Annotated in this window: 31 protein-coding genes; 16 read left to right on the top strand and 15 right to left on the bottom strand. The window is 60.6% G+C overall.

Going from position 1 to position 26,913, the window contains the following annotated elements:
• The 3 genes from ACZ9J7_RS00005 to ACZ9J7_RS00015 form a co-directional block, all read right to left on the bottom strand.
• A partial coding sequence (locus ACZ9J7_RS00005) for a DUF4192 family protein (RefSeq protein ID WP_476206031.1) occupies window positions 1-840 on the bottom strand: 840 nt, incomplete at its 3' end.
• 594 nt (window positions 841-1,434) lie between these two features.
• Entirely contained in the window at window positions 1,435-1,785 is a 351-nt protein-coding gene (locus ACZ9J7_RS00010; protein WP_476206033.1) for a hypothetical protein, read from the bottom strand.
• A 78-nt stretch (window positions 1,786-1,863) separates the two neighbouring features.
• The gene (locus ACZ9J7_RS00015) at window positions 1,864-2,295 is read right to left on the bottom strand and encodes a hypothetical protein (protein WP_476206034.1); all 432 of its coding nucleotides are present in this window, start codon (window positions 2,293-2,295) and stop codon (window positions 1,864-1,866) included.
• Window positions 2,296-2,941: 646 nt separating this feature from the next.
• Here ACZ9J7_RS00015 and ACZ9J7_RS00020 point away from each other — a divergent pair.
• The 4 genes from ACZ9J7_RS00020 to ACZ9J7_RS00035 all read left to right on the top strand — a co-directional run bounded on the left by ACZ9J7_RS00020 (window position 2,942) and on the right by ACZ9J7_RS00035 (window position 5,051).
• Window positions 2,942-3,133 carry a hypothetical protein gene (locus ACZ9J7_RS00020; RefSeq protein WP_476206036.1) on the top strand — a complete coding sequence of 64 codons (192 nt, stop codon included), beginning with the start codon at window positions 2,942-2,944 and terminating at the stop codon, window positions 3,131-3,133.
• A gap of 46 nt (window positions 3,134-3,179) precedes the next feature.
• Window positions 3,180-4,196 (top strand): ATP-dependent DNA ligase, encoded by a 1,017-nt coding sequence (locus tag ACZ9J7_RS00025; protein WP_476206038.1) that lies wholly within the window; start codon window positions 3,180-3,182, stop codon window positions 4,194-4,196.
• 287 nt (window positions 4,197-4,483) lie between these two features.
• On the top strand, window positions 4,484-4,744 hold the full coding sequence (locus ACZ9J7_RS00030; protein WP_476206040.1) for a hypothetical protein: 261 nt from the start codon (window positions 4,484-4,486) through the stop codon (window positions 4,742-4,744).
• A 7-nt stretch (window positions 4,745-4,751) separates the two neighbouring features.
• On the top strand, window positions 4,752-5,051 hold the full coding sequence (locus tag ACZ9J7_RS00035) for a hypothetical protein (protein ID WP_476206042.1): 300 nt from the start codon (window positions 4,752-4,754) through the stop codon (window positions 5,049-5,051).
• Between the two features lie 203 nt (window positions 5,052-5,254).
• Here ACZ9J7_RS00035 and ACZ9J7_RS00040 read toward each other — a convergent pair whose 3' ends face one another.
• Window positions 5,255-5,644 (bottom strand): hypothetical protein, encoded by a 390-nt coding sequence (locus tag ACZ9J7_RS00040; protein WP_476206044.1) that lies wholly within the window; start codon window positions 5,642-5,644, stop codon window positions 5,255-5,257.
• Window positions 5,645-5,856: 212 nt separating this feature from the next.
• Here ACZ9J7_RS00040 and ACZ9J7_RS00045 point away from each other — a divergent pair, with 212 nt between their 5' ends.
• Entirely contained in the window at window positions 5,857-6,387 is a 531-nt protein-coding gene (locus ACZ9J7_RS00045) for a hypothetical protein (RefSeq protein WP_476206045.1), read from the top strand.
• A 97-nt stretch (window positions 6,388-6,484) separates the two neighbouring features.
• On the opposite strand, the gene ACZ9J7_RS00050 is transcribed toward ACZ9J7_RS00045, so the two are convergent.
• Window positions 6,485-6,841: a hypothetical protein gene (locus ACZ9J7_RS00050; protein WP_476206046.1), complete on the bottom strand. Its 357-nt coding sequence runs from the start codon at window positions 6,839-6,841 to the stop codon at window positions 6,485-6,487.
• A 107-nt stretch (window positions 6,842-6,948) separates the two neighbouring features.
• Entirely contained in the window at window positions 6,949-7,797 is an 849-nt protein-coding gene (locus ACZ9J7_RS00055; RefSeq protein WP_476206048.1) for a hypothetical protein, read from the bottom strand.
• Between the two features lie 222 nt (window positions 7,798-8,019).
• On the opposite strand from ACZ9J7_RS00055, the gene ACZ9J7_RS00060 reads away from it, so the two are divergent.
• Both ACZ9J7_RS00060 and ACZ9J7_RS00065 read left to right on the top strand, forming a co-directional pair.
• Window positions 8,020-8,904: a GIY-YIG nuclease family protein gene (locus tag ACZ9J7_RS00060; protein ID WP_476206050.1), complete on the top strand. Its 885-nt coding sequence runs from the start codon at window positions 8,020-8,022 to the stop codon at window positions 8,902-8,904.
• A 108-nt stretch (window positions 8,905-9,012) separates the two neighbouring features.
• Window positions 9,013-9,852: a GIY-YIG nuclease family protein gene (locus tag ACZ9J7_RS00065; RefSeq protein ID WP_476206052.1), complete on the top strand. Its 840-nt coding sequence runs from the start codon at window positions 9,013-9,015 to the stop codon at window positions 9,850-9,852.
• Window positions 9,853-10,047: 195 nt separating this feature from the next.
• On the opposite strand, the gene ACZ9J7_RS00070 is transcribed toward ACZ9J7_RS00065, so the two are convergent.
• Complete coding sequence (locus ACZ9J7_RS00070; protein ID WP_476206054.1) at window positions 10,048-10,578, bottom strand: hypothetical protein; 531 nt, start codon at window positions 10,576-10,578, stop codon at window positions 10,048-10,050.
• A 366-nt stretch (window positions 10,579-10,944) separates the two neighbouring features.
• Here ACZ9J7_RS00070 and ACZ9J7_RS00075 point away from each other — a divergent pair, with 366 nt between their 5' ends.
• The 5 genes from ACZ9J7_RS00075 to ACZ9J7_RS00095 all read left to right on the top strand — a co-directional run bounded on the left by ACZ9J7_RS00075 (window position 10,945) and on the right by ACZ9J7_RS00095 (window position 15,908).
• Window positions 10,945-12,243 carry a serine/threonine protein kinase gene (locus tag ACZ9J7_RS00075; protein ID WP_476206056.1) on the top strand — a complete coding sequence of 433 codons (1,299 nt, stop codon included), beginning with the start codon at window positions 10,945-10,947 and terminating at the stop codon, window positions 12,241-12,243.
• Window positions 12,244-12,549: 306 nt separating this feature from the next.
• Window positions 12,550-13,146: a recombinase family protein gene (locus ACZ9J7_RS00080; protein ID WP_476206151.1), complete on the top strand. Its 597-nt coding sequence runs from the start codon at window positions 12,550-12,552 to the stop codon at window positions 13,144-13,146.
• A 70-nt stretch (window positions 13,147-13,216) separates the two neighbouring features.
• Window positions 13,217-13,876: a helicase associated domain-containing protein gene (locus ACZ9J7_RS00085; RefSeq protein ID WP_476206057.1), complete on the top strand. Its 660-nt coding sequence runs from the start codon at window positions 13,217-13,219 to the stop codon at window positions 13,874-13,876.
• 233 nt (window positions 13,877-14,109) lie between these two features.
• The gene (locus ACZ9J7_RS00090; RefSeq protein ID WP_476206059.1) at window positions 14,110-14,496 is read left to right on the top strand and encodes a hypothetical protein; all 387 of its coding nucleotides are present in this window, start codon (window positions 14,110-14,112) and stop codon (window positions 14,494-14,496) included.
• A gap of 383 nt (window positions 14,497-14,879) precedes the next feature.
• On the top strand, window positions 14,880-15,908 hold the full coding sequence (locus tag ACZ9J7_RS00095) for an AbiTii domain-containing protein (protein ID WP_476206061.1): 1,029 nt from the start codon (window positions 14,880-14,882) through the stop codon (window positions 15,906-15,908).
• Window positions 15,909-16,181: 273 nt separating this feature from the next.
• Here the strand turns inward: ACZ9J7_RS00095 and ACZ9J7_RS00100 are convergent, their stop codons facing one another.
• From ACZ9J7_RS00100 to ACZ9J7_RS00135, 8 genes are all read right to left on the bottom strand, one after another.
• On the bottom strand, window positions 16,182-16,307 hold the full coding sequence (locus ACZ9J7_RS00100; RefSeq protein WP_476206062.1) for a hypothetical protein: 126 nt from the start codon (window positions 16,305-16,307) through the stop codon (window positions 16,182-16,184).
• A gap of 197 nt (window positions 16,308-16,504) precedes the next feature.
• A complete protein-coding gene (locus tag ACZ9J7_RS00105; RefSeq protein WP_056332006.1) occupies window positions 16,505-17,275 on the bottom strand; it encodes a ParA family protein in 771 nt (256 codons plus the stop codon).
• An 876-nt stretch (window positions 17,276-18,151) separates the two neighbouring features.
• A complete protein-coding gene (locus ACZ9J7_RS00110) occupies window positions 18,152-19,996 on the bottom strand; it encodes a hypothetical protein (RefSeq protein ID WP_476206065.1) in 1,845 nt (614 codons plus the stop codon).
• Between the two features lie 139 nt (window positions 19,997-20,135).
• Window positions 20,136-20,366: a hypothetical protein gene (locus ACZ9J7_RS00115; protein ID WP_015062388.1), complete on the bottom strand. Its 231-nt coding sequence runs from the start codon at window positions 20,364-20,366 to the stop codon at window positions 20,136-20,138.
• Window positions 20,367-20,434: 68 nt separating this feature from the next.
• On the bottom strand, window positions 20,435-21,898 hold the full coding sequence (locus tag ACZ9J7_RS00120) for a MinD/ParA family ATP-binding protein (protein WP_476206068.1): 1,464 nt from the start codon (window positions 21,896-21,898) through the stop codon (window positions 20,435-20,437).
• A gap of 6 nt (window positions 21,899-21,904) precedes the next feature.
• Complete coding sequence (locus ACZ9J7_RS00125; RefSeq protein ID WP_476206070.1) at window positions 21,905-22,420, bottom strand: hypothetical protein; 516 nt, start codon at window positions 22,418-22,420, stop codon at window positions 21,905-21,907.
• Window positions 22,417-23,499: a CHAP domain-containing protein gene (locus ACZ9J7_RS00130; protein ID WP_476206072.1), complete on the bottom strand. Its 1,083-nt coding sequence runs from the start codon at window positions 23,497-23,499 to the stop codon at window positions 22,417-22,419. Before ACZ9J7_RS00130 ends, ACZ9J7_RS00125 begins: the two co-directional genes overlap by 4 nt.
• Before the next feature lie 33 nt (window positions 23,500-23,532).
• On the bottom strand, window positions 23,533-23,784 hold the full coding sequence (locus ACZ9J7_RS00135; protein WP_400641507.1) for a helix-turn-helix domain-containing protein: 252 nt from the start codon (window positions 23,782-23,784) through the stop codon (window positions 23,533-23,535).
• Window positions 23,785-23,972: 188 nt separating this feature from the next.
• Between ACZ9J7_RS00135 and ACZ9J7_RS00140 the strand changes: the two genes are divergently transcribed.
• Genes ACZ9J7_RS00140 through ACZ9J7_RS00155 form a run of 4 tightly spaced genes read left to right on the top strand, consistent with a single transcriptional unit; the run spans window position 23,973 to window position 26,912 of the window.
• Window positions 23,973-24,566: a DUF6668 family protein gene (locus ACZ9J7_RS00140; RefSeq protein ID WP_476206073.1), complete on the top strand. Its 594-nt coding sequence runs from the start codon at window positions 23,973-23,975 to the stop codon at window positions 24,564-24,566.
• 13 nt (window positions 24,567-24,579) lie between these two features.
• A complete protein-coding gene (locus tag ACZ9J7_RS00145) occupies window positions 24,580-24,867 on the top strand; it encodes a hypothetical protein (protein WP_134165699.1) in 288 nt (95 codons plus the stop codon).
• A 12-nt stretch (window positions 24,868-24,879) separates the two neighbouring features.
• Entirely contained in the window at window positions 24,880-25,605 is a 726-nt protein-coding gene (locus ACZ9J7_RS00150; RefSeq protein WP_476206076.1) for a DUF8175 domain-containg protein, read from the top strand.
• Complete coding sequence (locus tag ACZ9J7_RS00155; RefSeq protein WP_476206077.1) at window positions 25,605-26,912, top strand: TrbL/VirB6 family protein; 1,308 nt, start codon at window positions 25,605-25,607, stop codon at window positions 26,910-26,912. The genes ACZ9J7_RS00150 and ACZ9J7_RS00155 overlap by 1 nt, the downstream gene beginning before the upstream one ends.
• The last annotated feature ends 1 nt before the right edge of the window (window position 26,913 follow it).

Here is a 26,913-nt window from a genome sequence, read left to right on the forward strand (position 1 = left end):
CTGGGTTCCGTGGCCTTTGAGCCATTCCAGCCAGCCCATCAGGGACAGCATGGGGGCGCGCTGCCCGGTGGGTACGACCTTCATCAGGTCGAACGCGATAGCTTCCGCGCGGTCCACTCGCGTCCAGTCGGGGCGGGTGGTGAACTTTCCGGTCAGGGTGTCACCGAAGTTGCCGTTGTGCGTGGTGATGGTGTCGCGGAACAGGTAGTCACGGATGTGGCGGTGCTGGAATGCTGCCGCCAGCGCCCGCGCGGTCTCGGTGTCAGGCATTCCATCTGCGTCCAGGACTGCCGCCCACGTCAAGCAGGCCATTTCGAGGTCCTCGAAAGTTCCCTCGGGTGCTTGTACCGGAAGGGCCCACGCACCCAGCAGTTCCGGGTTGTAGACGTCGATATCGGGGGCGGATCCGAAATAGGTCAAGGTGACGTTGGCGTTGCTGTCGCGGATTTCATCCAGTGAGTTCTTCTCCGGGGTGCCGTATGTTGCCCAGTAGGTGCCCGTCACGAGGAAGACCTTTTTTACGGGCATCCGCGCGGTGGCCAGCTCGGTGCTGAGTGCGAGGACGTGGGCGGCGTAGGGGAAGCCGTAGGCCGGTTTCTCGTCCGTGTAAACGATCACGAAGCTGCCCGTTGCCTTCTCGTCGTTGGCGGCGTAGGTCGCCATCATTTGGGCGTAATCCAGTGGTGCGGACTCTGCCGGTGCGTCCATGCGGAGGGTTGCTCCAAGGGTGCCGAGACGTGACGTCAGCACGACAAACGACTCCTTGGGCTGGTTGCCCAGCAGGTGCGGGACGGCAGCGAGCAGGTCAGCGGAACCGGAGATGGTCAGTTTTTCAGTCATGGTTTTGTCCTTGCAGAGACGTGGGGGGTGTGGGCGGCTCAGGTGACCGGCCAGCTTCCCTTTCCCCCCGTTGTTTTTTGGCTGCTGGCGAAGCTTGCCGAGCTGTGCCCGTGGAGTCCCGTCTACCCGTGAGGGCAAGACCCGGAAAATCTTCGGAGGAAATAAGCGACGCAGGAGCGCCGGAGAAGACTTTTCCGGGGCGCAGGCCCCGGGAGGAACGACAGGGGCTAGAGGGGCCGGAACGGGCACGTACAATCCGAAGGACAGCAGCCAAAAAACGTCGTAGACAAGACAGGGCCAGGGGGTCCGGAGCTCTGCGACGGCACGCCCTGGACCCAACAGCCGGCCGCGCCAGCGGACGCCCATCAACTGGTTGAAGCGCAGCGGAAACCAGGGCGAGCCCCGCGAGCCTGCCCCTCCCCCCGGCCACGGACACCCAACCAGGCTGCCAGCCCGGGCTTGCCGCCGGCGGCCGCCGCCCGGCACCTGGTTACTGCGGGATCGGCGGTCCGCCGCCGGCAACCACCAACGCAAGCCGGCCACGACGGCGGACCGCCAGCGGTGACCGGCCCCGAAAGACCGGCCACCCTCGCCCTATTCGCGGCGGTCGTGCAGCGGGACGGCTCCGTAGTGTCCGACTGCGCGGCGGAACCTCGCGTCACTGCTGAAGATGAACGTTCCGTCGAACATGTACCACGGGGCGGGTTCATCGGCTGTGGGGACCGGCTGGGCGTGGACCACGGTTTCGCGGTGGAAGTGCTCGTTTTTGACGAGCCGGACGGCGGGCCGTTCCTCGGTGGCCTCGAATACCTGGTCGATGCCCTCGCCAATGACGGTTACTTCCATGACGCGGGCGGAGATGCCCCGGTTCGAGAAGTCGGTGCCCAGGGTGTCGCGGTAGATCAGGGCGGTGATGCCCTTCGGGGCGGCGGTGTCGTTGCTCATGTGCTGGCTCCTTTGAAGTCGTTTGGGTGCTGTACTGCCCGGCTTGCGGCCGGGCAGTACAGCGGTTGTCAGTGCTGGTTAGGCGGCGTCCCGCACGGCGTAGGGCATCCGGTAGCGGCTGGGCAGTTCGGCGGCGGCCTCGGGCAGATCTGCCGGGCCCTGGGCCTGCCCGTTCTTCCAGTGGAAGAATGCTTGCTCGGTGATCGCGTCCCACAGGCGGGCTTTCGTCCGGTAGTAGGTGCAGGTCACGTCGCCCTCGCAGTAGGTGGCGATGCCGAACAGGTTGCCGATGCTGTCAGCGGTGCGGGTGACGGCGACCATGACGTAGGGCCATTGGCCCAGGTCCCAGCCGTCACAGCCCCAGCTGGAGAGCACGGCCCAGCCGTGTTCTTCGATCAGTTCCATCCAGTCGTAGCCGCCGTTCATGTGGTAATCGCCCAGCACGGTCACGCCGTCGATGGTTTCCTCGGTGTCCGCGAGGGTCACGGTCTTTTTGCTTACTGCGGTCATGTTGTTGTCCTTGCAGAGACGTGGGGGTGTGGGGCGATCAGGTGACCGGCCAGCTTCCCTTCTTCCCCCGTTGTTTTTTGGCTGCTGGCGAAGCTTGCGGAGCTGTGCCCGTGGAGTCCCGTCTACCCGTACGGGCAAGACCCGGGAAATCTTCGGAGGAAATAAGCGACGCAGGAGCGCCGGAGAAGACTTTTGCGGGGCGCAGGCCCCGGGAGGAACGACAGGGGCTAGAAGGGCCGGAACGGGCACGTACAATCCGAAGGACAGCAGCCAAAAAACGTCGCGGACACACCAAGGGCCAGGAGGTCCGGAGCTCTGCGACGGCGGCCCCTGGACCCAGCAGCCGGCCGCGCCAGCGGACGCCCGAAAGGGTGCGATCCCTGCGAGCATGCACCATCACTACCGGTGTGGCATGCTCGAAGGCGTAAGCAGCAGGATGTTTACACCCAGGGCAGAGGGCCCATTCCCACCGGTTGCGGCCTTCTGCTTTGCCCTGGACGGTCATTGGAGTGTTGATACGAAGGGAAAACCGATGGGTCTGTGGAGCTGGTTCGCCCGCCGGCGCAAACCGGCAACGACTGCTGCTCACTCCGTCTTCGCAGCGGCCACTGAGCCGACGGAACAGGAGCCGCTGACTCCTGAACAAGTGGCAGATCTGAAAGCGGCGTGGGCCGAACTCGCCGAGGCAGCGAAAGAGTCAACTGCCACCGGTTTTCATGCCTGCTCACGGGGCGCGAAGCCCTGGCAGGAAGACCCGGCAGCTGTGCGGAGCGTGGCGGCATTACTCCGCCGCGCCGACGCGGACGACGCTGCTACGGAAGGTCCTACCGCCAAGTAAAAACCAGCACGGCCGTTCGTACTGGTTTCTCCTCTAGGCTGGGCCCATGGCCGAGTCCCTTCCGCCAGCACTGCACCCACCGGTCGCGGTTGCCCTGGCGAAACTTGTCAAGACCTTCCCCGGCCCCAACGCACTGCCCGGCGGCCTATGGGCCGAACCCAAGTTCGACGGTTTCCGCACCACCGCCTTCAATGACGGCGGCACGGTGACGCTGTGGTCCAGACAAGGCAAGGAACTTACCCGAATCCTGCCGGACGCAGCTGCCGCCCTCGCAGAGCAATTGCCTCCCGGGGTGATCCTTGATGGTGAAACCGTCATTTGGAACCGGGACCGACTGGATTTCGATGCGCTACAGCAGCGCATGGTCACCTCCAGGGCCGCGCTTCCCGCCCTAGCCAATGAGCTGCCCTCATCGTTCGTCGCCTTCGATGTGCTGGCCGTTGCAGGGCAGGACACCCGGAGTGTGCCATTCACCGGGCGCCGGCAGCTGCTCGAGGAGCTCGCCCAGGACTGGGCCCCACCATTGCACCTCTCCCCCATCACCAGGGACATGGACCTGGCGAAGGCCTGGCTGCGGGATCTTCCCGTGACAGGAATCGAAGGTCTCGTATTCAAAGGCTCCCAGCCCTACGAGGCCGCCAGGATCTGGCTGAAGCTCAAGCACAAGGATCTTTGGGACGTGGTGTGCGCGGCCGTGATCGGGTCCGTGGCCCAACCACAGGCCATCATCGCCGGCCTGCCCATCGGCGGCGAACTGAAGATTGTCGGCCGCTCGACCGTCCTGTCCACGAAGGCCGGGCGTGAACTGGGCCAGCACCTCCACCCGGCCGGGCCCGGGCACCCCTGGCCCGAAGAGATCAGCGAGTCCTCCCTGAACAGATTCAGCAAGGACAAAGGCCCCGTGCGGCTGACACTGATCGAACCAGTCGTGGTCGAGGTCTCGGCCGACGTCGCCTGGTCCGGCACGTCCTTTCGGCACCCCGTCACGTGGAAGCGTGTCAGGCCGGAGCTGAACCCTGTAGAGGTCAAGGTTCCCCCTGAACTGAACAACAGGCACCGCTGACGACGGCGCTGCAGCGGGTTATACCCAGTGTGGACAGCTTTGAGATTCATCCTCCGGTCTCCACCTGCCCACAATGGGCATAACCCGCTCCGGGTCCCGGGGTGCGATTGGTCAAAGACGGTGCTTTGTCGTACCCCTCCCCCACAATGAAACCTGCGGCTGCGATGCCGCTTTTTATTGGCGCGTCTATTCGAATATATGTTTCTAAGGTTGTGTTATGGGACCGGAGCAAGCTGCCGCGCTGCAGGCGCAGTACGTGCGGCCGGGCGGGCCCGATCGGGCTGACCGTGGAAGAGCTCGATTTCGAGCACTTCCCGGCCAAAAACGGATACCCCGGGATCCCGGTCAAGGCCTGGATCCGGTTCCCAAACTGCGCCGAGCTGGTGGACGGGGAAGTATTCGCCTGGACAGCGAAAGCAGCCGAGGTGACGTGGAAGGACGGTCCGGTGACGTACCGGACCTGGGTATGGAGTTCGGCGGTCACCCGCAGGGAAGAAATGATGAACAGGAATTTAGGAGAGCGGACCCATCGCAAGAACAGCAACTGACCAACCTATGGACGTGCCGGTGCAGGTCCGGTTCACCGCGGGCGGCACTCCCCTGGCAATCAGGTACGACGGCCGGATATGGGCCGTTGCCGCGGAGCCAGTGCACTGGTTTACCCGCTCAGACTGGTGGAATACAGCCAAGCGGGCTCCAGTCGGAATCGGAAACTTGGTAGACATCGAGAACTGGAGGGTCCAAGTTCGTCTGACCTCGACCTCAACGCTGCGTACATTCGAGCTGCGCCGCGACCCGTTGTCGGACCAATGGCTGCTCGCGGCCATCGCGGAGGCCGGCGCGGCCGCCGCGTAAACGGAACACAGCGACTGGCACTGCCCACAGCCGGGGACAATTCCTTGTGGGTTATCCACCGCTACGACTGCTAAGGGAGCTACCCCAACGGCTCCCGAATTCCAGCCGTGGATAACCCGAATTGACCCCAACCGTGGACAACTCAACGTCACCTCGGGCAGATGTGACTTCACCTTGGCCATGGGCGGGGTAGCCCATGGGCGCTAGTCGATGATTTGGACCTTGACATCCGTTTGATGGTCAACGCCGGCATAGTTCAAATACCCACGAAGCTTGGGAGATGCACCAAGGTCGTCGAGGGGTCCAGAGGGAAGTGGTGTGTGAATTACCCGCGCGTCGTCACCAACAGGTACATAGTCGAAGTTTTCTTGTTGGGCTGCGTTGTGGTCGAACACAAAGTTCGCGATGCACTCCCCGTCTAGAAATTTAACACCGAGCTGGCGGATTGTTTGGTCGTCCCGGCTTGCTCCGTGGATGCCGATCAGGAATGTGTCCGACTGGGGCACAGGTCCGCTCAGTTCATACTTCACAATGAAGGACCCGTTGCCTGGGTACAGGGAGACAGAAGTGAGTGAGGGCACGGTGGTTGTCATTCCGACAGCCTACTGTGCGCCAAGTGCAGCCACCCCAATCCCTAAACGATCCCCGACGCTGGGAGTGGATCGCAACCAAGTTGCTCGCCCGGCCCACCAGGCCAGCGCGGGCGTGGTCCGTCCTTCTGGCAAGACCCCGCTGGGTCCTCGTCGGCCGTCGCAGCCCGCCACTAAGATGTGGGGAAATCGCAACAGGACGGACGGACCCATACATGCGTTACACAAATGAAAGCCAAATCAAGCAGGAGCTTGGGATCGAGTCGTGGAGGAATCTCTCCAAAGCGAAGATGATCAAGTTCGCGATGATGATGCCCGACATGGATGCGGAGCTGGCGCTGAAGATCGTTGAACAGTTCCCCGCGTTCGCTGATTTCGCTACTGGCGTCGTAGGTGCAATGAAGAAGATGCACAAGACTACGCTGTTCGCCAATAAGGAGAGCCAGGAGCGTTTCCATGAATCCTGCAAGCAGACGCGAGACATAATTCAAACGCAGCTCAACCAGGATGGGCTGAGCTTCGAGGAAAGGAAGTACCTCCTCGAACAGATCATGGAGATTCTGAAGCTAGAGTCCCAAAAAGATAGCGAGAATAAGCAGTTCCTGCATGCAAGCCTCAGGAATATGCTGGGCTTCGCTACGGCGGGACTCGCGTTTGGCGTAGTTGTCCTCGGGGGCAAAGCAACATTTGAACGCAAAGACAGTCCTGAAGGCAAAGACAGCACCGAAAGCTTCCTAGAGGCTTAACCTCTTGCCCCGGCTACGTCGCCGACCTGATATTGAGCGCGTTGGAAGGACCTGGCACCGCTTTTGAGTTGACCACGTGACCATACCCGGACCCGGCCTACGTGCCGGTTTCCTTTACTAGGTCGCCGCTTCGGCCTATCCACCACACCTCAATTTGAGCGGCGTCCATAGATCCCTTTGTTTGTGCATACAGCTCAAGGTAGCGAGGGACCATCGGAAGTACGATTACGCTCACCCACTCCGGTTCAGCACATCGTAGCTTCATGGCCGCAAGGATCGCTTTGGCATACCAATTGCTCGCCTGCCCCCGCGGATTTGCTTTTTTCTTTTCCCCCGCCCGCCTTGGATCCGCATACCCGACTGTGGGATAGCCTTTGACCTCAGCTCCCACTTTTTGTCCATCGAAGTCAGCGATGACGTCAATGCCACTTTCTCGCAAGGCAGTATTTTTCACGGATAGGATCCGCCACCCGCGGTTAACAAGGGCGCTAACCAGGGCCTTCTGCACGTTCGCTTCCGTGTGCCACGGATCCGATTGCTCCAGGGAGTGAAGCAGTTCTGTCACTCGCCGTCCGCCAACTCAAGAATGTCTATCCACTCCGACCTCCAACCGCAGCCGGCGCAAACATTGGACTCCTGATAGGACTCTCTTTCAGCATCGTGCTGGATCTCACTATGTAGCCGATAAGAGTCACAACGTGGGCAACGGTCAGGTTCGCCAACTTCTTGCCGGCGAATCAGCTTCCCAAAGGTGACGATGAGATGAGACGTCGCCTCCAGCACGAGGTCGGCGTCAATCGCAGTGGCGTTTGAGTCATGCTGCAACCAGACGGTAAGGTCCCAAGTCTTGTCCACCAAGGCTTTGAGATATCTTCGCAGTCGGCCGTCAGCAAGAGAATCCGCGAAGATGTTTGCCCAGCCTTTAAAATCGGCCGTCTTTGGCGGATCTAATACTTCCCCTAACCAGGGTGCTGATTGATGACTCTTCGCCAAAGCAATCAGCGAGTCCCGGCATTTGATACCCACAGATTGAAAGTCTTCTGCCTCCGACGCCTCATTCATCGTTTCAAGAGCATCACGGAAGCGTCTCCACGCAGCGGACACGTGTTCTTCCTGCTCTTTTTCCATGTCGCCGCGCATACGCTCGGCAAGGAAAGTCCCTAGACCGATATGAAAGATGAGGGCTTGCTCAGCGTTGGGAAAGTCAGCTTGGAGGTAAAGATTGGTCGGCTCCGTGATTACCCACCATCTTGTCTCTGTGCAGTGCACGTCAAAGACATCATGTGTCCGACCCAAGATTCGGTGGGATCGTACCTTCTGGACAAGGGTCGCTTGGTCGTCGTCCGGTGACTCCAGATTGACGTAGTCGCGGATGGCGCGGGCCTCAGGTCCAAGTACATCGTCAATCATCAAGTACATCCTTCTCGCAACTGCCCAGCACTGTTGATCATGTTCGTCTGAGCTTAAGTCACACCCAGGTGCGATCCCAGTTCCTTTGATACCTGGAGACCCCATCCCGGGGCCACTCCCCTGTGAACTTTGCCGATAATTGGCGGCGTTCTGTGATCGTTTCAGTGTCGCATCGGCGGTGCCACATGACGGTCCTTTCGCTGCGCTCATTAGGATTCGAGTATGTCTCCGAGAACGCCGCTGCCCCAGACCATTCAGATTTACCTTCCCCAGGGTGATCCGGCCGGCATCCGGATGGCCGAGATCACCACGCGTACAGTGAGGGTTTTCGAGGTACCGCGACCGCTGCTGAGGGACTTCCGGGACATGCCAGAGTCCAAACAGGTCGCTGTCTACTTCCTGTTCGGGTCTTCATCGTCCGGGCTTCCATCTTGCTATATCGGCCAGACAGGCAGCGTTGGTGACAGGCTCAAGCAGCACTCGGACAAGAAGGACTTCTGGGACCGCGCCCTGGTCGCTGTTTCCCTGACGAACGCTTGGACGAACACGCACACTGGTTACATGGAGTGGCAGGCGATCCAGAACGCCACTCAGGCAGGGCGGTACGAGCTGCACAACGGCAACGAGGCATCAAACCCGCACACTCCTCCGCCACTCGAATCCGACTGCCGGGAGTATCTGGAAACCATTTCCGTTCTCATAACCACTTTGGGTTACCCGGCCCTGGAGCCGGTCCGCGAAATCAGTTTGGCTGGCACTCTTGGGCGAGGGGGCGCTGCTGAAACCCTGTTCTTCAGGGAAAGTGGCACCGACGCCCGCGCCAGACCGACCACGGAAGGTCTGCTCGTCCTTGCTGGCTCTGTCGGTAAAGCAATAGCCCGCCCCTCCCTCTCCGCCTCGTTGGCGCGCCGGCGTGTGGCTCTCGTCGAACAGGGCATTGCCGAGGTGCGCGGCGAGGATTATGTCTTCGTCAAAGACCACCTTTTCAGCAGCCCCAGCACGGCTGGCTCCATCGTCGTCGGCGGCAACATCAACGGACGGATTACCTGGAAGACCGCAGACGGGCGGACCTTCCAGCAACTGGAAGATCAGGCCCTGAGTGCCTAAAGCGGATAATGGACACCCTGTCTTCTCCTATTCGCCGACGTGTCTATTAAGAAAACAACAAGTTTTGAGGCCGTTGAGGCCGTTGGCGGGCAGGACAGAAGGCAATGCATGAATGACATCTCGGGTGGCTTGAGCCTCGCAGATCTCTTCCAGGCCACGGGCTTGGCACCGCAGGAGCTGCTGGTCATCCGGCACACACTCAAGCCCGACGGTCTGCGAAACCGGGCAGATGCGATGGGACCTAACCTGCTGCCGTACGTGCGAGAACAGGGCATCCAAAACAGCAAGGTCCCGGCAACTCCGCCCCGGTTTTGGTTGAACTTCCTCGCCACAACTGGCCGGCGCGCTAGGTTCATCGTTGCGCACGAGAACCATGGTGAAGTGCTCGCGGAGCGCACTCAGGATCGCCGCTTCTTTGACCTGCGGCCCACCCCGGTGTTTGCTGCCCTAGCGGACCGCCTGGTGATCGAGTGGACCAAGGACGCGGTGAACTGGGCCAAGACAGGCGACCAGGCAACCTCCATGACGGTGGTAGAGATATCCGATCCGTCCCACGTGCCTTTCCCAGGATTCGATTCGCTGCTTGTGAGCTTTGAAGAGCTCCAGGCCGTCATCACGGACGACCGATACGGCCAATGGCGGACGGCCCTCAGCTCCGTGCAGGGCATCTACCTCATTGCCGACACCAGCACCGGCCGGTTGTATGTGGGCAAGGCCGACGGCGCGGAGCGTTTCCTGGGCCGGTGGAGCGAGTACGCCAGAAATGGCCACGGCGGTAACGTCGCACTCCGGGAGTTGGCCACCGCCGACGCCCGGCACCGGCAGCACTTCCAATTTAGTATCCTGCAGGTCTTCTCCCCGAGCGCTCCGTCCGCGCAGGTGGACGCAGCCGAGACCCATTTCAAGCGGGCGCTCCTGACCCGGCAGTTCGGCATGAACCTGAACTAGGGCCCTTCCATCTGGTGACGGTGTCGCCGTGCCGGAGGACGACCTTCCTCTCGCGTCTTCGCGCCTAGTACCTCTAAATCGCCGCAGCCGCCGACCTTGCAGCATGCCCCGGGCGACGTCAGCGGAGCGCCGCCAGATGCTACGGCACTGTCCTCACTACTTCGACAGAAGCCACGGGCTGTAGGCGGTTGGGAACTACGAAAACGACACGTTCCCTTCATCATCGACCTCGACCCACCGGGTGTCGCCCTTGATCTTCACGCCGAGGGAGCGTTCCAGCTTGGGGAGCCAGTTCACGGCGGTCTGATTGATATATCGCTTGCCGTCTATCACTTCCACCGCACGGATGCTACCGGGTCGTGAACTCCAACCGTTCACGGCACGACCGTTCCTATATCCGGCCTTTAGGGCGAATCGGCGGATTTCTTCGGCGCCGGCGCCCTCGCCCGTCTCGGCGTAGTACCGACCAATGCTGCCGATATAGACCAGGGAGCACATGTCCTGGAACTTCTGGTCCGCCTCGCGGTCAGGTGTGGCCTTCATCGGGAGCGGGTCGGTCAGAGGGTCGAACAAGATCGGCTCGGCTGCCGCAGGTGCCCATGTAACGTCCTCGGACCGGGCCGCCAAGTTGAAGTCCTCTTCCTCGTCGCCGCGAAGCGTCGTGAGGAACGCCTCGGCAGCAGCGGCAAGTGCTCGACTGAGGTCATCTGCGGTGTACTCGCTCATAATAGCCCGTCCTTCATGATTCTAGTAGGTTGTATATCACTCTCTAGCTCGGTATAGGACACGATAGCTCACATTGCTAGCACAGTGCAAGGGTGTTCAAATGACACTGTAGGACTGGATAGCACGTCCGGTGCAGTGGGAGGAAGGGCGCAACGAGATCCCTGGCGACATTTTTCGCTGCAGTGACTGCCAGCCACGCCAGCCAGCCTCAGTGAAGCCTGAGTCTTTACGAGGCCGTACGGCCGGCTGTGTATCGCAAGGTGCACAACTGGTCGTTTAAGCACTCCTCTCCTTGGGCCTCGATCCTGAGCATCCTTAGCCGAACAACCAAACTCTCGTCATCTTGACTTCGGGAACTAGATTGGAATGCATGGATTCAATAACTGCGGGAGCCGACCTGTGATACCTGACGGCTATGAGTTGACGTCCAAGTTGCATGAGGGTTCGTCGGCTCAAGTCTGGCGCGCTAAAAGCCCCTCTGGTGCGACCGTCGTGCTTAAGCTCGCAGCCAGCGACTCCCACAGTGAACGCCGCTTCAAGCGTGAGATTGAGGGGACTAGGGACGCGGCGGGTCACCATGTCATACCGCTGCTCGACTTCGACGACACAGCCAGCTGGTACTCCATGCCAGCTGCGGCCAAGACGCTGTACGAGGAGAAGGACACATTGCCGGCCTCTTTTGACGAGTCCTTGCGCGTCCTGGAGGCCATCACTGCAGCGCTCCATCCGCTTCATCTCGCGGGACAGGTCCATCGTGATCTAAAGCCACAGAACATCCTTTGGCTAGAGGATGAGAAAGGTGCGCGATGGGTTGTGGCCGATTTCGGTATCGTCAGGAACCCTGCCGGGCTCACCAGGACACGACTAACTGAGGCGGGCGGCTTGACCGGATCCAACGGCTGGGCTGCGCCTGAACAGTATCAAGATGCTCACAAAACTACAGCCGCCTCCGACGTATATGCGGCGGCCGCCATCGTGTCCTGGATGCTCACCGGAAAACAGCCGACGTTCGGCTACGTCGAGTATCCCGCCGCGTCCCAGCTGAGCGCGATACTCAAACGAGCGACCGCGCCAAAGCCGTCCAACCGCTACCCAAATCTGGATGTCTTTCTGGAGGCTGTAAAAGTATCAGCCGCGGCGAGTACCACTAGCCTCAGTTCTCTTATCGAAGCCGGGAATTGGCCACAGGTTAGTGCCTACGTCAGCCAAGCAAACAGGCGCAACCAAGTTATTAGTGCACTCCCAAAGCTCAATCAGTCACAGGTCGACGCATGGTTTAGGGCGGACCGCGCAGGTCTAGTCCTGGGCGTCAGTGATGCTTTCGATAATTTGCGCGAAGACCACAGCGGTCTTGAGATGAAGTCCCAAGTAGATCCCTTTTTATCCTGGGGGGTGAGAGTTCTACGGGTTCTGGTGAACAACGGTGAACATGAGGACGCCGCGCATGTTGCAACCGCGCTATTTCATGCCACAGCATGGATGGATCAGTACGCACCAGCGACGGCCATCCTCGATTGGCTCGATAACTTGAATAAGCAGGCACAACAGGCAATGGAGGTTGCCCTGCATAATTCCACCGATACGTGGGGGTTTTTTAAGTCGATGGCCAGCGACAGGTGGCCATCGAAAAGTAAAAGCGAACTCCTGCAGCGCCTACAGGAGTAGCAACTTCCTGCACTCATATCTGGGCATCGAGTTACCTTCGAGTCTCTGCAATCCGGTTGTACCCGTGCATGGGTCGTTACCGGACCAAGCTACGTCTCGATTCTAAGCCACTCCGGGGCCTCGTCCCGAGGTGCAATCGATTCTCCTGCCTTGGAAAACAAAAGCTTTTCGAGACACTGCTCCGGCGTCGGGAGGAGCCAGGTCGGACCGAGAAAAAACCGGGATGGCCGATGTCCCGGAAACGCGTCTCACCGTGAATCGTCTCAGCATAGCCTCGTGACGGACTTTTTGACTCAGAATGGCCTGATGAGGCAATTGGGCTATACGCGAGTGAGTACTTCGAGCCAGGATGCCCAGCTGCAGCTGGACGCGCTCGTGTCCGTCGGTGTGCAGAAGCGCGACGTCTTCGCCGACGTAACCTCGGGAAGTAAGACGGCGATCGAACGGCCCGGGATGAAGAGGCTCCTCGAGTACGCCGAGGAGGGCGACACCGTCGTTGTGTGGCGGGTCGATCGGCTGGGCCGGTCATTGATCGACGTGCTGAACACCGTGAACCTGCTGAGAGAACGCGGCGTTCAGATCCGATCCATCTCCGACGGTATCGACCCGACGACCTCAACAGGCCGGCTGATGTTGAACATGCTCGCCACCTTGGCCGAATATGAGCGCGAGCTGATCGTCGAGCGTGTCAATGCCGGCATCGCCGCCGCCAGGCAGAACGGAACACGCTTTGGCCGACCGCTGACTGATCCGATCGTCGTGGCGGACAAGCTGGCCATCGCGCAGGACGCCCGGGCGAAGGGACGCACCGCAGAAGACGCGGCCCGCCTCGTTGGCTGGAGCCGCGCCACTCTTTACCGCCACCAGCAAGCCCTCGCCGCGCACAAAAGCACCACAATGTAGGTGCCCTTGTAGGGCCGAGAGACCAAGTGGCTGTAGATGTGGAGCGCTAACGAAACGGGGGACAGAATCAATGGGAACGAGGCGGACCGCACCTGATCCGGAGTGGGTACAGATGTACCGGCAGGGAATTCCGACAGCAAAGATTGCCGCTGCGGCTGGCGTCGCAGCAACCACTGTCCGCTACCACCTGCAGATCGCTGCACGGGCAGAACCCGGCATTCGGGAAGAACACAAAGCAGCTCTGCCCGCCGTGGCCCCGCAGCCGAACCAGGTAGGTCTACGGAACCTCGCCGACCTTGTATCCTTCCATCAGGTCCATGGCCGGCTACCCTCCAGCCATGGGAAATCGGCCCGGGAGCGTGCACTTGAATCCTGGTTGGCGAACCGCCGTCGGCAAGCGGCAGAAGGAACCCTCTCCCCCGCCTACCGTGAAGGCCTGGCCGTCATCCTAGGCTGGGACAAAACATCCAGGAGCAAGGCCGATGACGAAGCCCGGTGGCAGCAGCGGCTGGATGAACTGCGGAGGATCAGGGCTGCCGGCGGCGACTGGCCCCGGCACCAGAAAACGGACGACCTGGACGAACGGATGTTGGGCGTTTGGTTGCATGGACAGCGGATCGAATACCGCGCCGGCAGACTGGATCCTGCCAGGGAGAAGAAGCTGAACGAGCTCCTGCCCGGGTGGCGGGAGGGTCGCGGCCACAGGGGTGGTCGCTGCCCCAGCCAATAACGCACGGCTGTCACCGGGGTGCCTGCGGCTTCTAGTAATTGTCAGGTTTTCCTGACACACTTCCTGTCAGGAACTCCTGACGGGAAGGCGCTGCAATGGGCTGGGTATCAACCGACAATCACCACGAGGGGTGGGCGGCTTGCGTAGCGCCGGACGGAAGGCTTTCTTCCTCGTCCTCAGGCGAAGGAATGCTCGTTCAAGGGGTAACTGGCGGGTACAAGCGGGACAAAACGATGCCTGACTACGAGATAATCCCCGATGAAAAGATGATCGGCTGGCGCGGAGCCTGCATCTGTGGCTGGCAAGGTGAAATGTGGAAAAGAGTCACCTCTGCAGCCGAAGCTGACTTCAGCCGCCGCCGTGACTACGTCTCCCTGGACGGCTTCGCCGACGCTTCCCGAAAAGTCGAAGACGCCATCCATAATGAGTGGAAGGATCACATAGCCCCGACAGAGGCCATTCTTGGAGTCGAAGCAGCTGCCCGCGCATACAGCCAAGCCAGCCAAAGGCTGGATAAGACTGTAGCGGCCGCGAAGGCAGCCGGCGCTTCCTGGGCAGACATTGGCCGGGCGGTCGGCATTAGCCGACAGTCCGCCCACGAACGCTGGGCGGATAAGTAGTAGACCCGGCCCAGCCCCATCCCCTGAGCTCCTCCTATCCTCGGCATGCCCTGCCACGTCAAAAACCTTCTTGCCACGTTTTGACCAAGCTTCTTTTCGAGAACCAGTTCTGGGTAATAGCAGAAGGGGCTTTGGGCAATGCGTTCAGTGGCTTGCTCGGGTGAGTCAGAAACCGTCGTTTTTGGTGTTCCCCCTCGAGAGCGCCGGTCGGGTGGAACGAATGCACCACCCCGTGGATGGGGAGAGGGGACGGGACAGTTGTTCGCCCTCCCTCACGAAGAGTGCTAAATGAGCACTCCTCTTCAAATGCCGGTTCTTCAGCGTCAAGACAGCTGGAGGCCACATATTATTCAATGATTGATTCACCCCGGATGGAGATGTAGATGACTTCTGAACGCGTCGAGGCGGCCGCCATACTTTCCGACCAACTTTTGGAAGACATCGAAATGGCCCGGCTCGGGCCTGCTGACCAGATAAGGAGGGCAAGTCGGTTAGCGAGGCTCCTTGATGACGCTGACGCTTTGGAATGGCTGAATCAGGAGATTGACGGCTATCGACTCCTTGGTGGTGGACTGACCGCCGCGCAAGTCAAAGCTGCAACGCGATCCGGGAGGAGGGTTGACCCCAGCAAGGATGGCAAGGTTCGCTTCAGCACTAGTTCGGTCGACAAGATTCAAGCTGACATTGAAGGCGCAAAGCAACAGCTTGGCGCTGCTGCTGATGCTCCCGTATCTGTAACGTCCGCGAATCCGTATCAAGTCGTCAACCCGCCCGCAGGCAATACAAAGGAACGTAGCCTGCTGAGGGAATTCATCTCCCAACGCAGCGACCTACTAGGTCGCGTCACTGGGGCGGTGCACCGATATGTGAGCGAGAAGAATCTCGAGCTGCGGTTCGGGGCGGCGATGGAATCTGCGTTCTCGGTACTTCGCCAAGAAGTCGATGGCAAGATTGCAACTTTGGTCCCAAGTGCAACCATCAAATTTTCCAGTGCCTTCGAGAACGCCTCCTCAAACAACTCCGAAGACTGGGCGAACGCGGCTGGTGCCTGCCGTAGGTTGATAAAGGCCGTTGCCGACGAGCTACGCCCGCCCGGTGAACCAGTAGGGAGTATCAAGATGACGGATGACAAGTACATCAACCGGCTCATCGACTGGATCAGCCGGCAACACGAACTGAGCGAAACTCCAAAGGACGTTATCCGCCGGGATCTGGAGTTCCTAGGTAATCGACTTGATGCCTTTGCTGACGCCGGGCACAAGGGAGCCCACGCAGAGGTGAGCAAATACGAGGCCTCGCGCTACATCACCGGCACATACCTGCTGGTCGGCGACATCTTGCGCCTCCGTGAAGCATCCAAGGAGACGGATGAAGCCGTGACACCGCACGGGGAGCTGCAAGATGCCGAATAACCTCTCCGTCATGCTGTGGTGCTCGGCTAACACTGAATCCGCCCACCCAGGGGCGCTTTTGCATGGTGGCCCCTAGGCCAATCCTCTAAGTCGGGAGCCAGGCCAATGCACGCTTTCATACCAGCTTCGAGTTCGCGGTTATGAAGGCGAAGCAGACCTGTTGGCTAAGGCACACGGACTAAAACTTTCGTTCGCGGGTCCAGTCCGCGAGCGGTCGTTATTGACTACCCTCGGACACGGCAGTTAATGGATAATAATTACGTCAAGACGTAATTATTTTTTGAGGCGGTCCCTGACCGCCTCATCCAGGAAGTCGATGATCGAAAGTCCGTGCTCGGCCACATAGTCATCCATCTCGTCTCTGAGGTCGATTTCGATCTTTGAGGAGAAGGGTTCCATCCGACGTTTGCTTCGAGGACGGCCCGGTCCCGGCCGCCTGTTTGTCGATGCTCGAGGAGCAACCTCTAGCAGGTCAGGTGACTGTGCACGCGAAGGTTCCGTAGACAGCTCTTGCCTACTGTCGCTTCGGGAGGTCAGAACATCGACTACGTCCGCAGCGGGTGCCTTGCGGATCGCTGATTTTCTCTCTACTGGCATCAGTTCACTCCATCAATAAAGCGAGCATGCTCGATGAACTTTTCGGTCATGATTACAGCTCCCCTGCTGTTGAGCTTTGTAAGAGGGGCTCTCGAACTGACAGAGTCCTGCATGGCAGTCCTGAGCGGAAGGTGAGGACTCCTCACGTCTTGCCCATAGGCAGCCTCCAGTTCGCCGATTTGGAAGGCATGCTCCCCTGTCAGGGGCGAACTGGTCTTGTTGATGATGATTCCTAGGAACTCAAGTGCCGGATTCAGATGCGGTAACGACTGCACTTTCTTCACTGTCTCCAGGAATTCGGTGACGCCTTTCACCGAGAAGGCCGCAGGCTCCGTTATGGCAAGGACTCGATCAGCCCAAATAAGGCCATTGAGCGTAAGACGACCCAACGCGGGAGGAAGATCCAGAAGAATGTGATCGTATGCCATCAATTCCTCAGCGCCCCAGGCGGCGGTCTTCAACCGCAGCTCTGGTGTCATGATGCTTTCCGATTCCAGCCGCGCAAGCGATTCGGAGCTCGGGATGAGATCAATGCCAGGCCAAGAGGTCTTGGTGATGGCCTGACCCAAAGTGCCGGCATCTCCCCCATATAACACGTCGAAAACGTCGAACTCACCGGAACCTTCAAGTGCTTCGGTGACGTTTGCCTGAGGATCCAGGTCGATCACCAGCACTTTTTTGCCAATCAACTTCAGACCGGTGGCAAGACCCAATGTCACAGAGGTCTTACCGACTCCGCCCTTTCGGTTCCCTATCGCAGTTACTTTCACATGTCACCTCAATTGCATTAATAAATCTGGATGTCTGCCCATCTATCAATCCGTCAATCAATCTATCTTTATGTCATGACGTATTTATTAGTGCCGAGGCGGTACACGTCCACCCCAAGCTCAAACTGGACATCTGGCTATCAATCTATCCGTCTATCTTTACGTCATGACGTATTTATCTCGGCGCGTCGCTACATAAAAGCGAAGCTATAGAGGAAGAGGGGCGGTTCCCAAGATCCAACGTCTGGCTCCGAGAGGCGTCAGAGAACTATCCCTGGCACATGGGCACCAGCTGCTCGCCAGAGAAAAGCCCGGGGAGTGCCCTCAAGGACTTCCACCGGCACTGCATGGTCGCGCCTTTAGCGGCGGCCACCGCATGAGAATGCTATAAATACGTCTGGATTTATTTCATATGTCGCTAATCCCAAGAGGGCTGAGGGCACACGCCCGTACTCTGGGACACAAAAACTCAACGGCTATTGCGTGACGATGACGTCTTCATAGCGGCCGACATTGGGGCCAACTCGTTCAAGCCGGGGACACTCTGGAGTTACCAGCCCTTCTAACCGAAGACACTTCCAGGCCCAAAGTCTGAGAGTACACACAGTTCCGAAAGCAGAACGGCCCCACCAGCAGCAGTAGAACGCCGCAATAATAAATACGTCAAGATTGATTCTCTCCGCATACTCCTTTCCGACCGCGGGGTTCACGACAGGCGGCAAGAACTAAGAGAGTCTTAGGCCGGTTTCCATAAAGCAGAGACTATGCGGGGGTGCCAGCCAATGGTCTTCATACTCGAGATCGTGAAGATCATCCTTGACTTGCTTGCAGGCCTTCACCGTAATGCAGTCCTAAGTCTTTCCTGTCCTTCCGGCCTCAAGCTGCATGCCAAATTGCCGCATCGTCGGGTGGTATCCAGTACTCGTCCCGTTCTAGATCAAACAGGTCAGTCTCTTCGACATTGGGGGTACGAAACCGGTCTAGGTAAGCGTGCCAAGCAGCGCGTTCATTCCGGTTACGGCTGATCTGATCAAGGTAGTCATCCATCACACCGAGTCGTGCCGCGAGCATGCGTAAGTTGACTGTGGTGGTCTTCCACGCGTGTCCCTGGCGTTGGACCATACCCAAGGCTTCCATCTCGGCCAACGCGGCCGAACATGCATTCCGGCTGACACCGGTGGCCCGCACGAGATCCGCAGTTTTGGGGGAGTGGCGGCCGCGTTCTATGGCTTCGTACACCAGCGCTGTAGCATCCCCGAGTGCCCGAAAAACAGGCCGAATGGCATGAATTTTTCCTTTTCGCCAAGCTAGTTCGCGGGCTAGTTGTTGGTACTGCTCGGGGAGCTGGATGAGGTACACATCGGCGGCTTTGTGACGTGCGTCCATGACTTTAGTCAGGATTCCATCGGAGGCAGCAACCAGGACGGGCAGAAGCCGCGCAATGGTGACGTGGTGTTTTCCCATCGCCACAGCAAGAGTTCGACATCCAACGTCAAGAACATCAGTTTCCTGGGCTCTCATGTAGCCCAGTAGCCCACGAATGAGCAGGCGGAGGCTGAGGCCTTGCCGGCCTCTGGCTTGCAGTCTGTGATCGAGTACTGCGTAGAGGACATTTTCCAGATCGTTTACGAGCTGCTGCACACCAGCACTGCTAAGTTTCCCTGCCCCCCCGGTGGTTAAAGTTGGGCTTGTGTTGTTAATAGGGGCACTCTTTTTCCTGTGTTTACGGGGGAGTCGCTTCTGAAGGGTTTGGTTGGAAGTGAGGGACTGGGCTTTGGTCCACTCGTAGGGCAGGAGTCGCGCCTGGCGTTGGGGGGTTCCATATAGGGCGGCCAGCCCCGGGAACTGGCCGGTAAGTTCGTTCTCGACGTCTTGCAGGGACCAGCCGCAGGCGCTGAAGTGGTTCAGCACAGCCATGCGAGCCTCGGATGGGCCCTTGTACCTGGCCGTGTCGTACAGGCCGGTTCGGGCGACCTTGCGCAGCGGCGCTTCACTACCAGCGTTTAGCGGTAGTGCCGGCAGAATCCCGGTTCGCTGACCGGCAACAGTCTTGGCTGCACGGGCTTTGAGTGCGCGCTTCCGGGTTAGCTCCGGAGCCAGCGCAGACCGAAGCTCCATCAGCGCAGAGGCTGGGTTGCGTCGCCGCAGGATGTCGTAGGCTTGGGAGAGTGGAGTGATTAGGGTTTGGTGCCCGCCAGCCTTGTGCACTGATCCAGGGACGCGGATACATCCATCCGTGATGTTTTGGTGCGGACTCGGGTCCAGACTCATCGCCGTCAATGCGAGTGCTTCGACCAGTTCCCTGGCTTCAGCTGCGCCGATACGGTCCCGCAGCGGGATGTACAGGTGGCGGCCGCCACTAGGGGAAAAGTCCTCAACAAAAACTATCCCGCACGCCGCCAACAACTGCCCCACCCGGGCAGCGTCCGCGTCAACCACACCTTTGAGGGCCTTGGACGTGTCAAAGTCCAGGCACAGCGTGGCAACACTGCCATCCGGGCCATGCACCATTACCGCCGCAGGACGTTCCGGCAGTACCCGAGTGATTTTCGGTGCGTTGCTCGGCCGGGGGTACTGAAACCGCGAGCCAATCCAACGACCAAATCGGTAAGAAGGGGCGCCAGCAATCATCGGAGCAAGGCTCCATGCATCTTCTGGCTTCACGTACGGCGCGACACCCATAAGGGCATGCATTGACGCCGATACCGGTTCCGGTACCATGGTGTGCAGTAGTTCCTTTCGAGGTAACACAAATGGCACCCACAGCGTGGGTGTTGTAAAAGTTCAGATCGTGTCCCGCCAAGAACTGGATCTGGACTTAATGCTTCGAGAAGGCCCGCCTAGTGCGGGCCTTCCTCTTTTAAGAGGCGATACGGCCGATAGGCAGTTCCCCCTGGCCGGCAACGAATGTCATGTCGATGGCGGCGAGCTTTTCAGCAACGGCATGTGCGATGAACTCACTAGCCGACTGCCCTTGGTGATCTGCTACAGCGAACAACTTTTCTGCGTCTGCAACGGGGAGCCGGGTAGTCAGAACATGACGGTCCCCTTTAGAAGGGCGTCCTCCGCGTGCGCGTTTCTGAATTGCCATGCCCCTCACGTTAGTTTCTGAAACGCTGGGGACTGGACATAAAGTACGGCGTGTCGGTTTCATCGCTCTTAGAAACCTTTTGCGACGGCGGCGGCTGCGGCAAGCCACGCGCGCTGGGTAGCTGGTTGGAGGGCGTCGTAGCGGATGGGGCCATTGACCAGTGCGGGGTCGTAGGGGATTCGGACCACGGCTCGTACATGGGGGGCGAAGCCGTCAGCGATCCGTCGGGCCTCGTCCTTGGCGCGCTTGAGCGCGTCGCCGCTCATGCTGCGCTTGGCGTCGGTGGATTCGGAGACGATGACGACGGCGTTGCGGGCCAGCTCGGCGTCGTGGCCGCCGCGGGATTCGAGCGTTTGGAGGGTCAGCCTAGCGGCCTCGGCGCGGTCTTCGATGGCTGTCACGGGAACCACGAGCTGGTTGGTGTGGTGGATCATTCGCCGCCAATTTGCGGCGCGGGCCGTGTTTCCGGAGTCCATGACGATGAGCCGGTAGTAGCGGGTGAGTACCTGGTGGGCGATGTCCACCTCCTCTGCGGTCACTTCGTGGTCGCCCTCCTCGTTTTCGTCTGAGCGCAGGACGTCGAACTTGTCCGAGGTCTGGTGGTGGACGAACTGGGCAATCTCGGCTGCTTGGGCGCTGGGGGAGAGCAGCGCCTGGGATGAGTCGATGAGATCCAGGACGCTGTTGTTGTGGCCGCCCTTTTCGGTGCGCCAGCCAAGAGTGCCCTGGGACTCGTTATTGTCCCAGGCGACGGTCGCTGCGCCGCTGTAGCGGGCCAGGATCGCGCTGAGCATCACGACGGTGGGGGTCTTGTTCGCTCCGCCCTTGCGGTTGACGACAGCTACGGTGCGGGGGCCGGGCCAGTGCTGGCTCACTGTGCGGATATCTTCCCGTTCCGCCAGCTCTTCAGGCGAGGGGTCCATGCGGAAGCCCAGACGGCTGAGAACGCCGCGCCAGCCGCGCGTTGCCGGCTGGAGCACGGGCGCGCTGATGAGGAACGAAGTGTCTTTGAGGCTGCGCCGAGTGGCAGGCTCCACAGCGGCTGCTGTGGCAGCCGGTGAGGGTCCCTGGGCGGGAGTGGCTGTAACGGCTGCGCCGAAGGTAACCGGCGCAGCGTCGGCAGCTTGCGCCGTCACTTCTTCGGCCGGAGAGTCGCCGGGAACCGAAACACGCGTAGGTGCAGGCGCGGCCGTGATCGTGGCCTTGGCCGATTCCAGCGTCGGGGCTGCCGTAACGGGCAGGGGGTCCTGCTCCCGACGGGAGGTGGGCTTGATCGGAGCGGCCTCGCTGACGACGCCCTCGGGGGAGACGATGATGAGGCCCTGCCCGTCCGGGTCAGTGGTGCTGACGCGGACGGGTCGGCCGAGCTGAGCCGCGGTTTCGGTGATGAGCCGTAGTGCATCGCTGAGGGCGGCGCCTTCGTCGGCGGCCTCGATCGCGTGGGAGGTCCCGTTGATGGTGACTTCGCCGGTTCCGTTGGTCCGCAGAACGGCGTTGATCTTGGGGAAGTCGAGCGCTTGAGTTTCCATCATCTGTCCTTACTTTGCGCCGTTCGGCGGCGTGAACCGGTTGACCTGCCAGGGCTTGTCGGCTGCGCTGCGGAGCAGCTGCACGTCGTAGTCGCCGGCATCGGTGGGAAAGACGACATGGCAGCCGAAACCGTTGTTCTCATCGATCCTGAGCTGGCCCGTTCCGGTGACCTTGGTGGCCCGGATGTTGGCCGGGTCAACGTATTGGTAATCAGCGGTTGCTTGGGCGGTCAGGAGCTGGCCGAGCTCCTGGATCCATTGCTTGTCCGTGACCGTGGGACGGGCATAGAGCGTCATGGCCTTGGTCGCGGTTTCCAGCGCGGCTGTTTTGCTTGCCTCGTCCCAGGTAATGCCCAGGGTGGCCGGTGCTGTGCCGCCGGGAGCTTGGGGCTTACCGCCTGCGCTGAGCGTGGCGGTGGTGGCGGCGGAAGCACTGGGCGATGGTTCCGCGGGTGTTGAGCTGGCTACCGGCGCGCAGGCCGTGCACACGAGCAGGGCGGCGAGGGCTGTCAGGGCGCGTTTCATGGTTCCTCCGGTGAGTCGCTGCCGGGCAGGTAGAGAAAGGCGCTGGGAGTGCTGTTCTCTACGGTGCGGGTGTAGTAGGTGTGGTCGTTCGGGGCGGGGTTGCCGTTGTAGCCCTCTTCGAGGAAGCTGCCGTCTCCGTTGACGGCTTTGACGATGGCGACGTGGCCGTAGGTGCCGTCTGCGCCTCCGGTGCCGGGGGAGTACCAGACGACCGCGCCGACCCGTGGTGTTCCACCGGTGGGCCAGCCTTTGGTGTCCCAGCCGTCTTTCCAGGTAAGGGCAGAGCCGAGCACGGCACCGTCAGGCCGGAAGGTGCCGTTGTGGACCTTGTAGGGGGTGGTGGTGCTGCCGAGCTGCTGGTTGATGCGCCAGAGGGCGAAGTCGACGCATTCGCGGTTGTACATGCCCAGCGGGGAAGGCTCGTAGATCTTGGCCGTGCGCCACGGCAGGTCATCGTCTTTGCCGGATTGGCCCGGGATCCCGCAGGAGCTTTCCCCGCCGGCATCGGTGATCTGCACGTCGCCCAGGGCCGCGACGACCTCGACGGCGGCCACCCAGTAGGACTGGTAGTGGAACGGGTCGGCGTTGCGCTGGACCCTGTGCGCGGCCGTGGTGGGTTCGAGCTGTTCCCACCCGCTGACCTTCTGCAGGGCGGTGAAGAAGTTTGTGGCTGAGGCCGTTGGGTTCATACGGTCCGGGTAGGTCCCCCACGCGCCGTTGTCGCGCTGCTGGAACAGCCCCCGGGAGTCAGGTCCCGGGCCGTCGCCGTAATCCAGGACCCGCAGCCCGGATTCGCCCATGGCCGTCATGACACCGATCGTCTGCCCCCGGGCCGACAGGCCAAGGGCTTTGCCTGCGTTGATGATCAGGGCCGCGTTCTTCAGCTGCTCGCCCTCGTAGCCGGCCACAGCCACCTTGGGCAGCTGGCTTGCGTCAACGCTGACGCTGGACCCGGTCGGTGAGCAAACATCGGCAGCGGCCTGAGAGCCCCCGCTGAACAGGATGATGGACAGTACCAAGCCGACGGGTGCAAGGACGGCCCCGGCGACCAACGCGGGCGCGCTCGTTCGTGATTGCATGTGTCCCCCTCACATCTGCTCGGCTGCTTCGCCCTAGGGCTGGTCCTCGTCGTTCACTTCCGGTATCTGGCCCTTCCTCAGCGTGTTCCGGTTCTCCCAGACCCAGTCCTTGACTTGATCTCTAGCGATCAACCATGTCTTCTCGACTTGGTAAGCAGGAATCACTCCGGTTTGGAGCCAGCGGTAGACGGTGTTTCGGGACAACCCAAAGATCTCTTCGAGGTCCTGAGGCGTAAGACGCTCCGGGTACTTGGCGAAAAGTGCTTCCAGGTACTTGGGGTCCACGCTCAGTCCGTCCCACCGCATAGAGCCATCGTAGACCACAAATAGGTACTGTGATGTACTAGAAGTGACTGAAAGGTACTAAAGCTGTTGTTGGCGGTCACTTTTGGCCTTTCGTGTCGGATGGTACCGATACGATCTTTGCGGACATTAGTAGGGGATGTGAAATGCCGGTCTCAAAGAATCGCTGGGTGACGCTCGGTGCGGAAACTATCGACGAATCCGTTTCAGTGATCCCGGAGGAGCCGCCTTTCATCCCTACGGGGGCGACGAGGCCACAGCTGAGTGTTCCGCAGCCGGACCTGGCGGACCGGCTTCCCCGAAGGAACGTTGGGGGGAGGGAACCGAGCTTCTGGTGGCTTGGCGTCCACGGCGGCGCGGGCGAAACGTCGCTTGCACGCCTGGACAAGAACACCAGGGCAGCCGATCATCACTGGCCTTTGACCGCAGCCGGATCCGTGATCGTCCTGGTTGCCCGGTCCAATATCCCGGGCCTTCGTGCAGCACGGCTGGCTGCAACTGAATGGGCATCAAGGTCACTTCCCGACATCCAGGTCGCCGGCCTCGTGGTCATGGCTGACGCTCCCGGACGGCTCCCCAGAGAGATCCGCGACTTCGCCCGCGTCGTCGGCGGGGGAGTGCCCCACATGTGGCATTTCCCCTGGGTGGACGCATGGCGCTACGGCCACGACATCGCCACCGAGGAACTTCCCAAAGAAGCCCGCACCACCCTCGAGCAGGTGCAGATCGCAGTAACTGCCACCGCCGGACTCCCGGCCAAATAGAAAGTAGAAACTCATGTTGTTCTCCAAGGCCATGGAATGGTCAAGCTTTGCCATCACAGAGATACCGAACCCGGGCACAGGTGAAGCGCCTCCCGGCTCTGAAGGCGTACTGACGATGCTCAAGTGGCTCGCATGGATCGTCTTCGGCCTAGCCGTGGCGGGCATCCTAATCACAGCCGGAACGATGATGGTCAACAACCGACGCGGAGAGGGCGGCGAGCATGCCGGCCGCCTGGCATGGGTCCTCGGCGGGTGCATCCTGGCAGCCTCCGCCGGCGGCGTCGTAGGCGCCCTAGTCTAAGGAGCTTCAGCCATGACTGAACCGACAGTGAACGAAGACCAGAATCCGCTGACCAAACCTAAGTTCATCATCTCGGCCGTTGTCGTGGCGATCATTGTCGCGCTCGGGGTAATCCTGGCCCTGGTTCCCAGAGGCGGCGGAACGGCGTCCCCTGAACCGAGCACCACCAGCACGAGCACCAGCAGCGGCCAACCTACGGAGACGTCCGCGGCAAGCGTGTGCGGCCTGCCATCCGGCGACCAGGCAAAACCAGTCACCACACCAACTGACACCAAATGGGAACTGGTCGGCAAGATCGCCGCACCAACATCGCCCACGCAGTTCGGCCCCGGCAAGACCGAAGCCAACGGCCTCCGCTCCTGTTTCGCACACTCACCAACCGGTGCGTTGTATGCAGCGGCAAACATGACTGCGTTGTCCTCAGCTGGAAAAGCGGACCTCGTTTATCAGCAGTTGGCTGTACCCAGCCCGGAACGAGATGCGGTGTTGAAGTCCTCCCCAACAGCCGCCCCAAACTCCGTGACCGCCCAATTGGCCGGCTTCACGTTCCGTTCTTACGAGGCTGACCGAGCCGTCATTGATCTCGCATTCAAGGGTGCAAATGGAACTTTCGTCTCCATTCCGGTTCCGCTCCGGTGGTACGAAGGCGACTGGAAGTTCGTTGTGCCGGCCACAGGGGACACTGGGGCGCGACAGCTCAGTGACCTCAGTGGTTACGTTGAGTGGGCCGGTGTCTAATGGCTGACTGCTCCGGCTTGAATGCAATAAATCCCTTTTGCCAGGCAGGGGCGGCCATCGAAGACGTCGCCAATGATGCCGTCAAGAACATGGCGAAAGCTATTGCCGATGCCGTAGGACAAACAGTCCAAACACTCGGGACATTTTGGGTGAACGTGGGAACTCCCGCTCTCACCGCAGCCCCGGGAGGGTCTACCGGGAGTGACCCGGTGTTGTTCCTGCAGAACAGTCTCTACTTCTGGACAGCTTCCCTGGCTGTGATGTCTGTCCTCGTGGGTGCAGCCAAGATGACGATCGAGCGCAGGGGTGCACCCTTGCGGGATCTGGTGCGTTCGCTGGCGACCCTGATCGTCGTCTCCGGCGCCGGTGTGGCAGCCGTGGGACTGCTGACAGTCGCGGCGGATCAGTTCTCAGCCTGGATCATCACCAACTCCACGAACGGGACCTCGTTCAACGAAAACATCACGGCCCTGTTGGCGCTTTCGGCCACCAGCCCGATCGGGTCGATCATGATCATTCTCCTAGGGCTGATTGCGATTCTGGCCTCCGTCATGCAGATCGTGCTCATGATCATCCGCGGTGGCCTGCTCGTTATCCTGACAGGGATCTTCCCTACAGCTGCAGCTTTCAGCAACACGGAGGCAGGCAGGGGTTGGTTCCAGAAGTGCACAGCTTGGCTGATCGCTTTCATTCTCTACAAGCCCGCGGCCGCCATTATCTACGCGACGGCCTTCCAGCTCAGCGGCAGCAAGATCTTTGGAAACGTTGGTGACGGCAAGGACTTCGGCTCCGCGCTCCTTGCAACGGTCACCGGACTGGCTCTGATGATCATTGCCTTGTTCGCCATGCCAGCTCTCATGCGGTTCGTCACCCCGATGGTTGGTGCTGTCGCTGGCGGCGGTGGCGGTCTGGCAGCAGGGACGGTCGGCGCACTGGCTTCCGGCGCAATCAGCATGGGCAGCGCCGGGCGAGCCGGCGGATCATCCACCGGCTCGACGACAACCAGCAGCACTTCGAGCCAAAGCCCTGGATCGCAGGGCCCCTCGGGCACTGGCAGCCAGGGAACGGCAGGAACGTCCGGCACAGCGGGGAAGACAGGTACCCGGAGCACCGGAGCCACTGGCGCGACAGCATCTACCGGTGCCGGCAGTGCTGCTGCAGGCAGCGGAGCAGCCGCCAGCGGTGGCGCTGTGGCCGCGGGCGCGGGCGGTGTCGCCGTACTGGCAGCACAGAAGGGCGCAGAAGCAGGCCAGGCCGCTTCCGGGGCCATCAAAGACATGAGCGAAGAATCCACGGGGGGTGCCTGAA

This window comes from Pseudarthrobacter sp. TE9888, from assembly GCF_056279345.1.

What these genes read in the sequence shown, in the direction of transcription:
- ACZ9J7_RS00010 (WP_476206033.1), bottom strand. Translation starts at nt 1,785, where the DNA reads ATGAGCAACGACACCGCCGCCCCGAAGGGCATCACCGCCCTGATCTAC.
- ACZ9J7_RS00015 (WP_476206034.1), bottom strand. Translation starts at nt 2,295, where the DNA reads ATGACCGCAGTAAGCAAAAAGACCGTGACCCTCGCGGACACCGAGGAA.
- ACZ9J7_RS00025 (WP_476206038.1), top strand. Translation starts at nt 3,180, where the DNA reads ATGGCCGAGTCCCTTCCGCCAGCACTGCACCCACCGGTCGCGGTTGCC.
- ACZ9J7_RS00035 (WP_476206042.1), top strand. Translation starts at nt 4,752, where the DNA reads ATGGACGTGCCGGTGCAGGTCCGGTTCACCGCGGGCGGCACTCCCCTG.
- ACZ9J7_RS00040 (WP_476206044.1), bottom strand. Translation starts at nt 5,644, where the DNA reads ATGACAACCACCGTGCCCTCACTCACTTCTGTCTCCCTGTACCCAGGC.
- ACZ9J7_RS00045 (WP_476206045.1), top strand. Translation starts at nt 5,857, where the DNA reads ATGCGTTACACAAATGAAAGCCAAATCAAGCAGGAGCTTGGGATCGAG.
- ACZ9J7_RS00055 (WP_476206048.1), bottom strand. Translation starts at nt 7,797, where the DNA reads ATGATTGACGATGTACTTGGACCTGAGGCCCGCGCCATCCGCGACTAC.
- ACZ9J7_RS00060 (WP_476206050.1), top strand. Translation starts at nt 8,020, where the DNA reads ATGTCTCCGAGAACGCCGCTGCCCCAGACCATTCAGATTTACCTTCCC.
- ACZ9J7_RS00065 (WP_476206052.1), top strand. Translation starts at nt 9,013, where the DNA reads ATGAATGACATCTCGGGTGGCTTGAGCCTCGCAGATCTCTTCCAGGCC.
- ACZ9J7_RS00070 (WP_476206054.1), bottom strand. Translation starts at nt 10,578, where the DNA reads ATGAGCGAGTACACCGCAGATGACCTCAGTCGAGCACTTGCCGCTGCT.
- ACZ9J7_RS00075 (WP_476206056.1), top strand. Translation starts at nt 10,945, where the DNA reads ATGCATGGATTCAATAACTGCGGGAGCCGACCTGTGATACCTGACGGC.
- ACZ9J7_RS00080 (WP_476206151.1), top strand. Translation starts at nt 12,550, where the DNA reads ATGAGGCAATTGGGCTATACGCGAGTGAGTACTTCGAGCCAGGATGCC.
- ACZ9J7_RS00085 (WP_476206057.1), top strand. Translation starts at nt 13,217, where the DNA reads ATGGGAACGAGGCGGACCGCACCTGATCCGGAGTGGGTACAGATGTAC.
- ACZ9J7_RS00090 (WP_476206059.1), top strand. Translation starts at nt 14,110, where the DNA reads ATGCCTGACTACGAGATAATCCCCGATGAAAAGATGATCGGCTGGCGC.
- ACZ9J7_RS00095 (WP_476206061.1), top strand. Translation starts at nt 14,880, where the DNA reads ATGACTTCTGAACGCGTCGAGGCGGCCGCCATACTTTCCGACCAACTT.
- ACZ9J7_RS00100 (WP_476206062.1), bottom strand. Translation starts at nt 16,307, where the DNA reads ATGGAACCCTTCTCCTCAAAGATCGAAATCGACCTCAGAGACGAGATG.
- ACZ9J7_RS00110 (WP_476206065.1), bottom strand. Translation starts at nt 19,996, where the DNA reads ATGGTACCGGAACCGGTATCGGCGTCAATGCATGCCCTTATGGGTGTC.
- ACZ9J7_RS00115 (WP_015062388.1), bottom strand. Translation starts at nt 20,366, where the DNA reads ATGGCAATTCAGAAACGCGCACGCGGAGGACGCCCTTCTAAAGGGGAC.
- ACZ9J7_RS00120 (WP_476206068.1), bottom strand. Translation starts at nt 21,898, where the DNA reads ATGATGGAAACTCAAGCGCTCGACTTCCCCAAGATCAACGCCGTTCTG.
- ACZ9J7_RS00125 (WP_476206070.1), bottom strand. Translation starts at nt 22,420, where the DNA reads ATGAAACGCGCCCTGACAGCCCTCGCCGCCCTGCTCGTGTGCACGGCC.
- ACZ9J7_RS00130 (WP_476206072.1), bottom strand. Translation starts at nt 23,499, where the DNA reads ATGCAATCACGAACGAGCGCGCCCGCGTTGGTCGCCGGGGCCGTCCTT.
- ACZ9J7_RS00145 (WP_134165699.1), top strand. Translation starts at nt 24,580, where the DNA reads ATGTTGTTCTCCAAGGCCATGGAATGGTCAAGCTTTGCCATCACAGAG.
- ACZ9J7_RS00150 (WP_476206076.1), top strand. Translation starts at nt 24,880, where the DNA reads ATGACTGAACCGACAGTGAACGAAGACCAGAATCCGCTGACCAAACCT.
- ACZ9J7_RS00155 (WP_476206077.1), top strand. Translation starts at nt 25,605, where the DNA reads ATGGCTGACTGCTCCGGCTTGAATGCAATAAATCCCTTTTGCCAGGCA.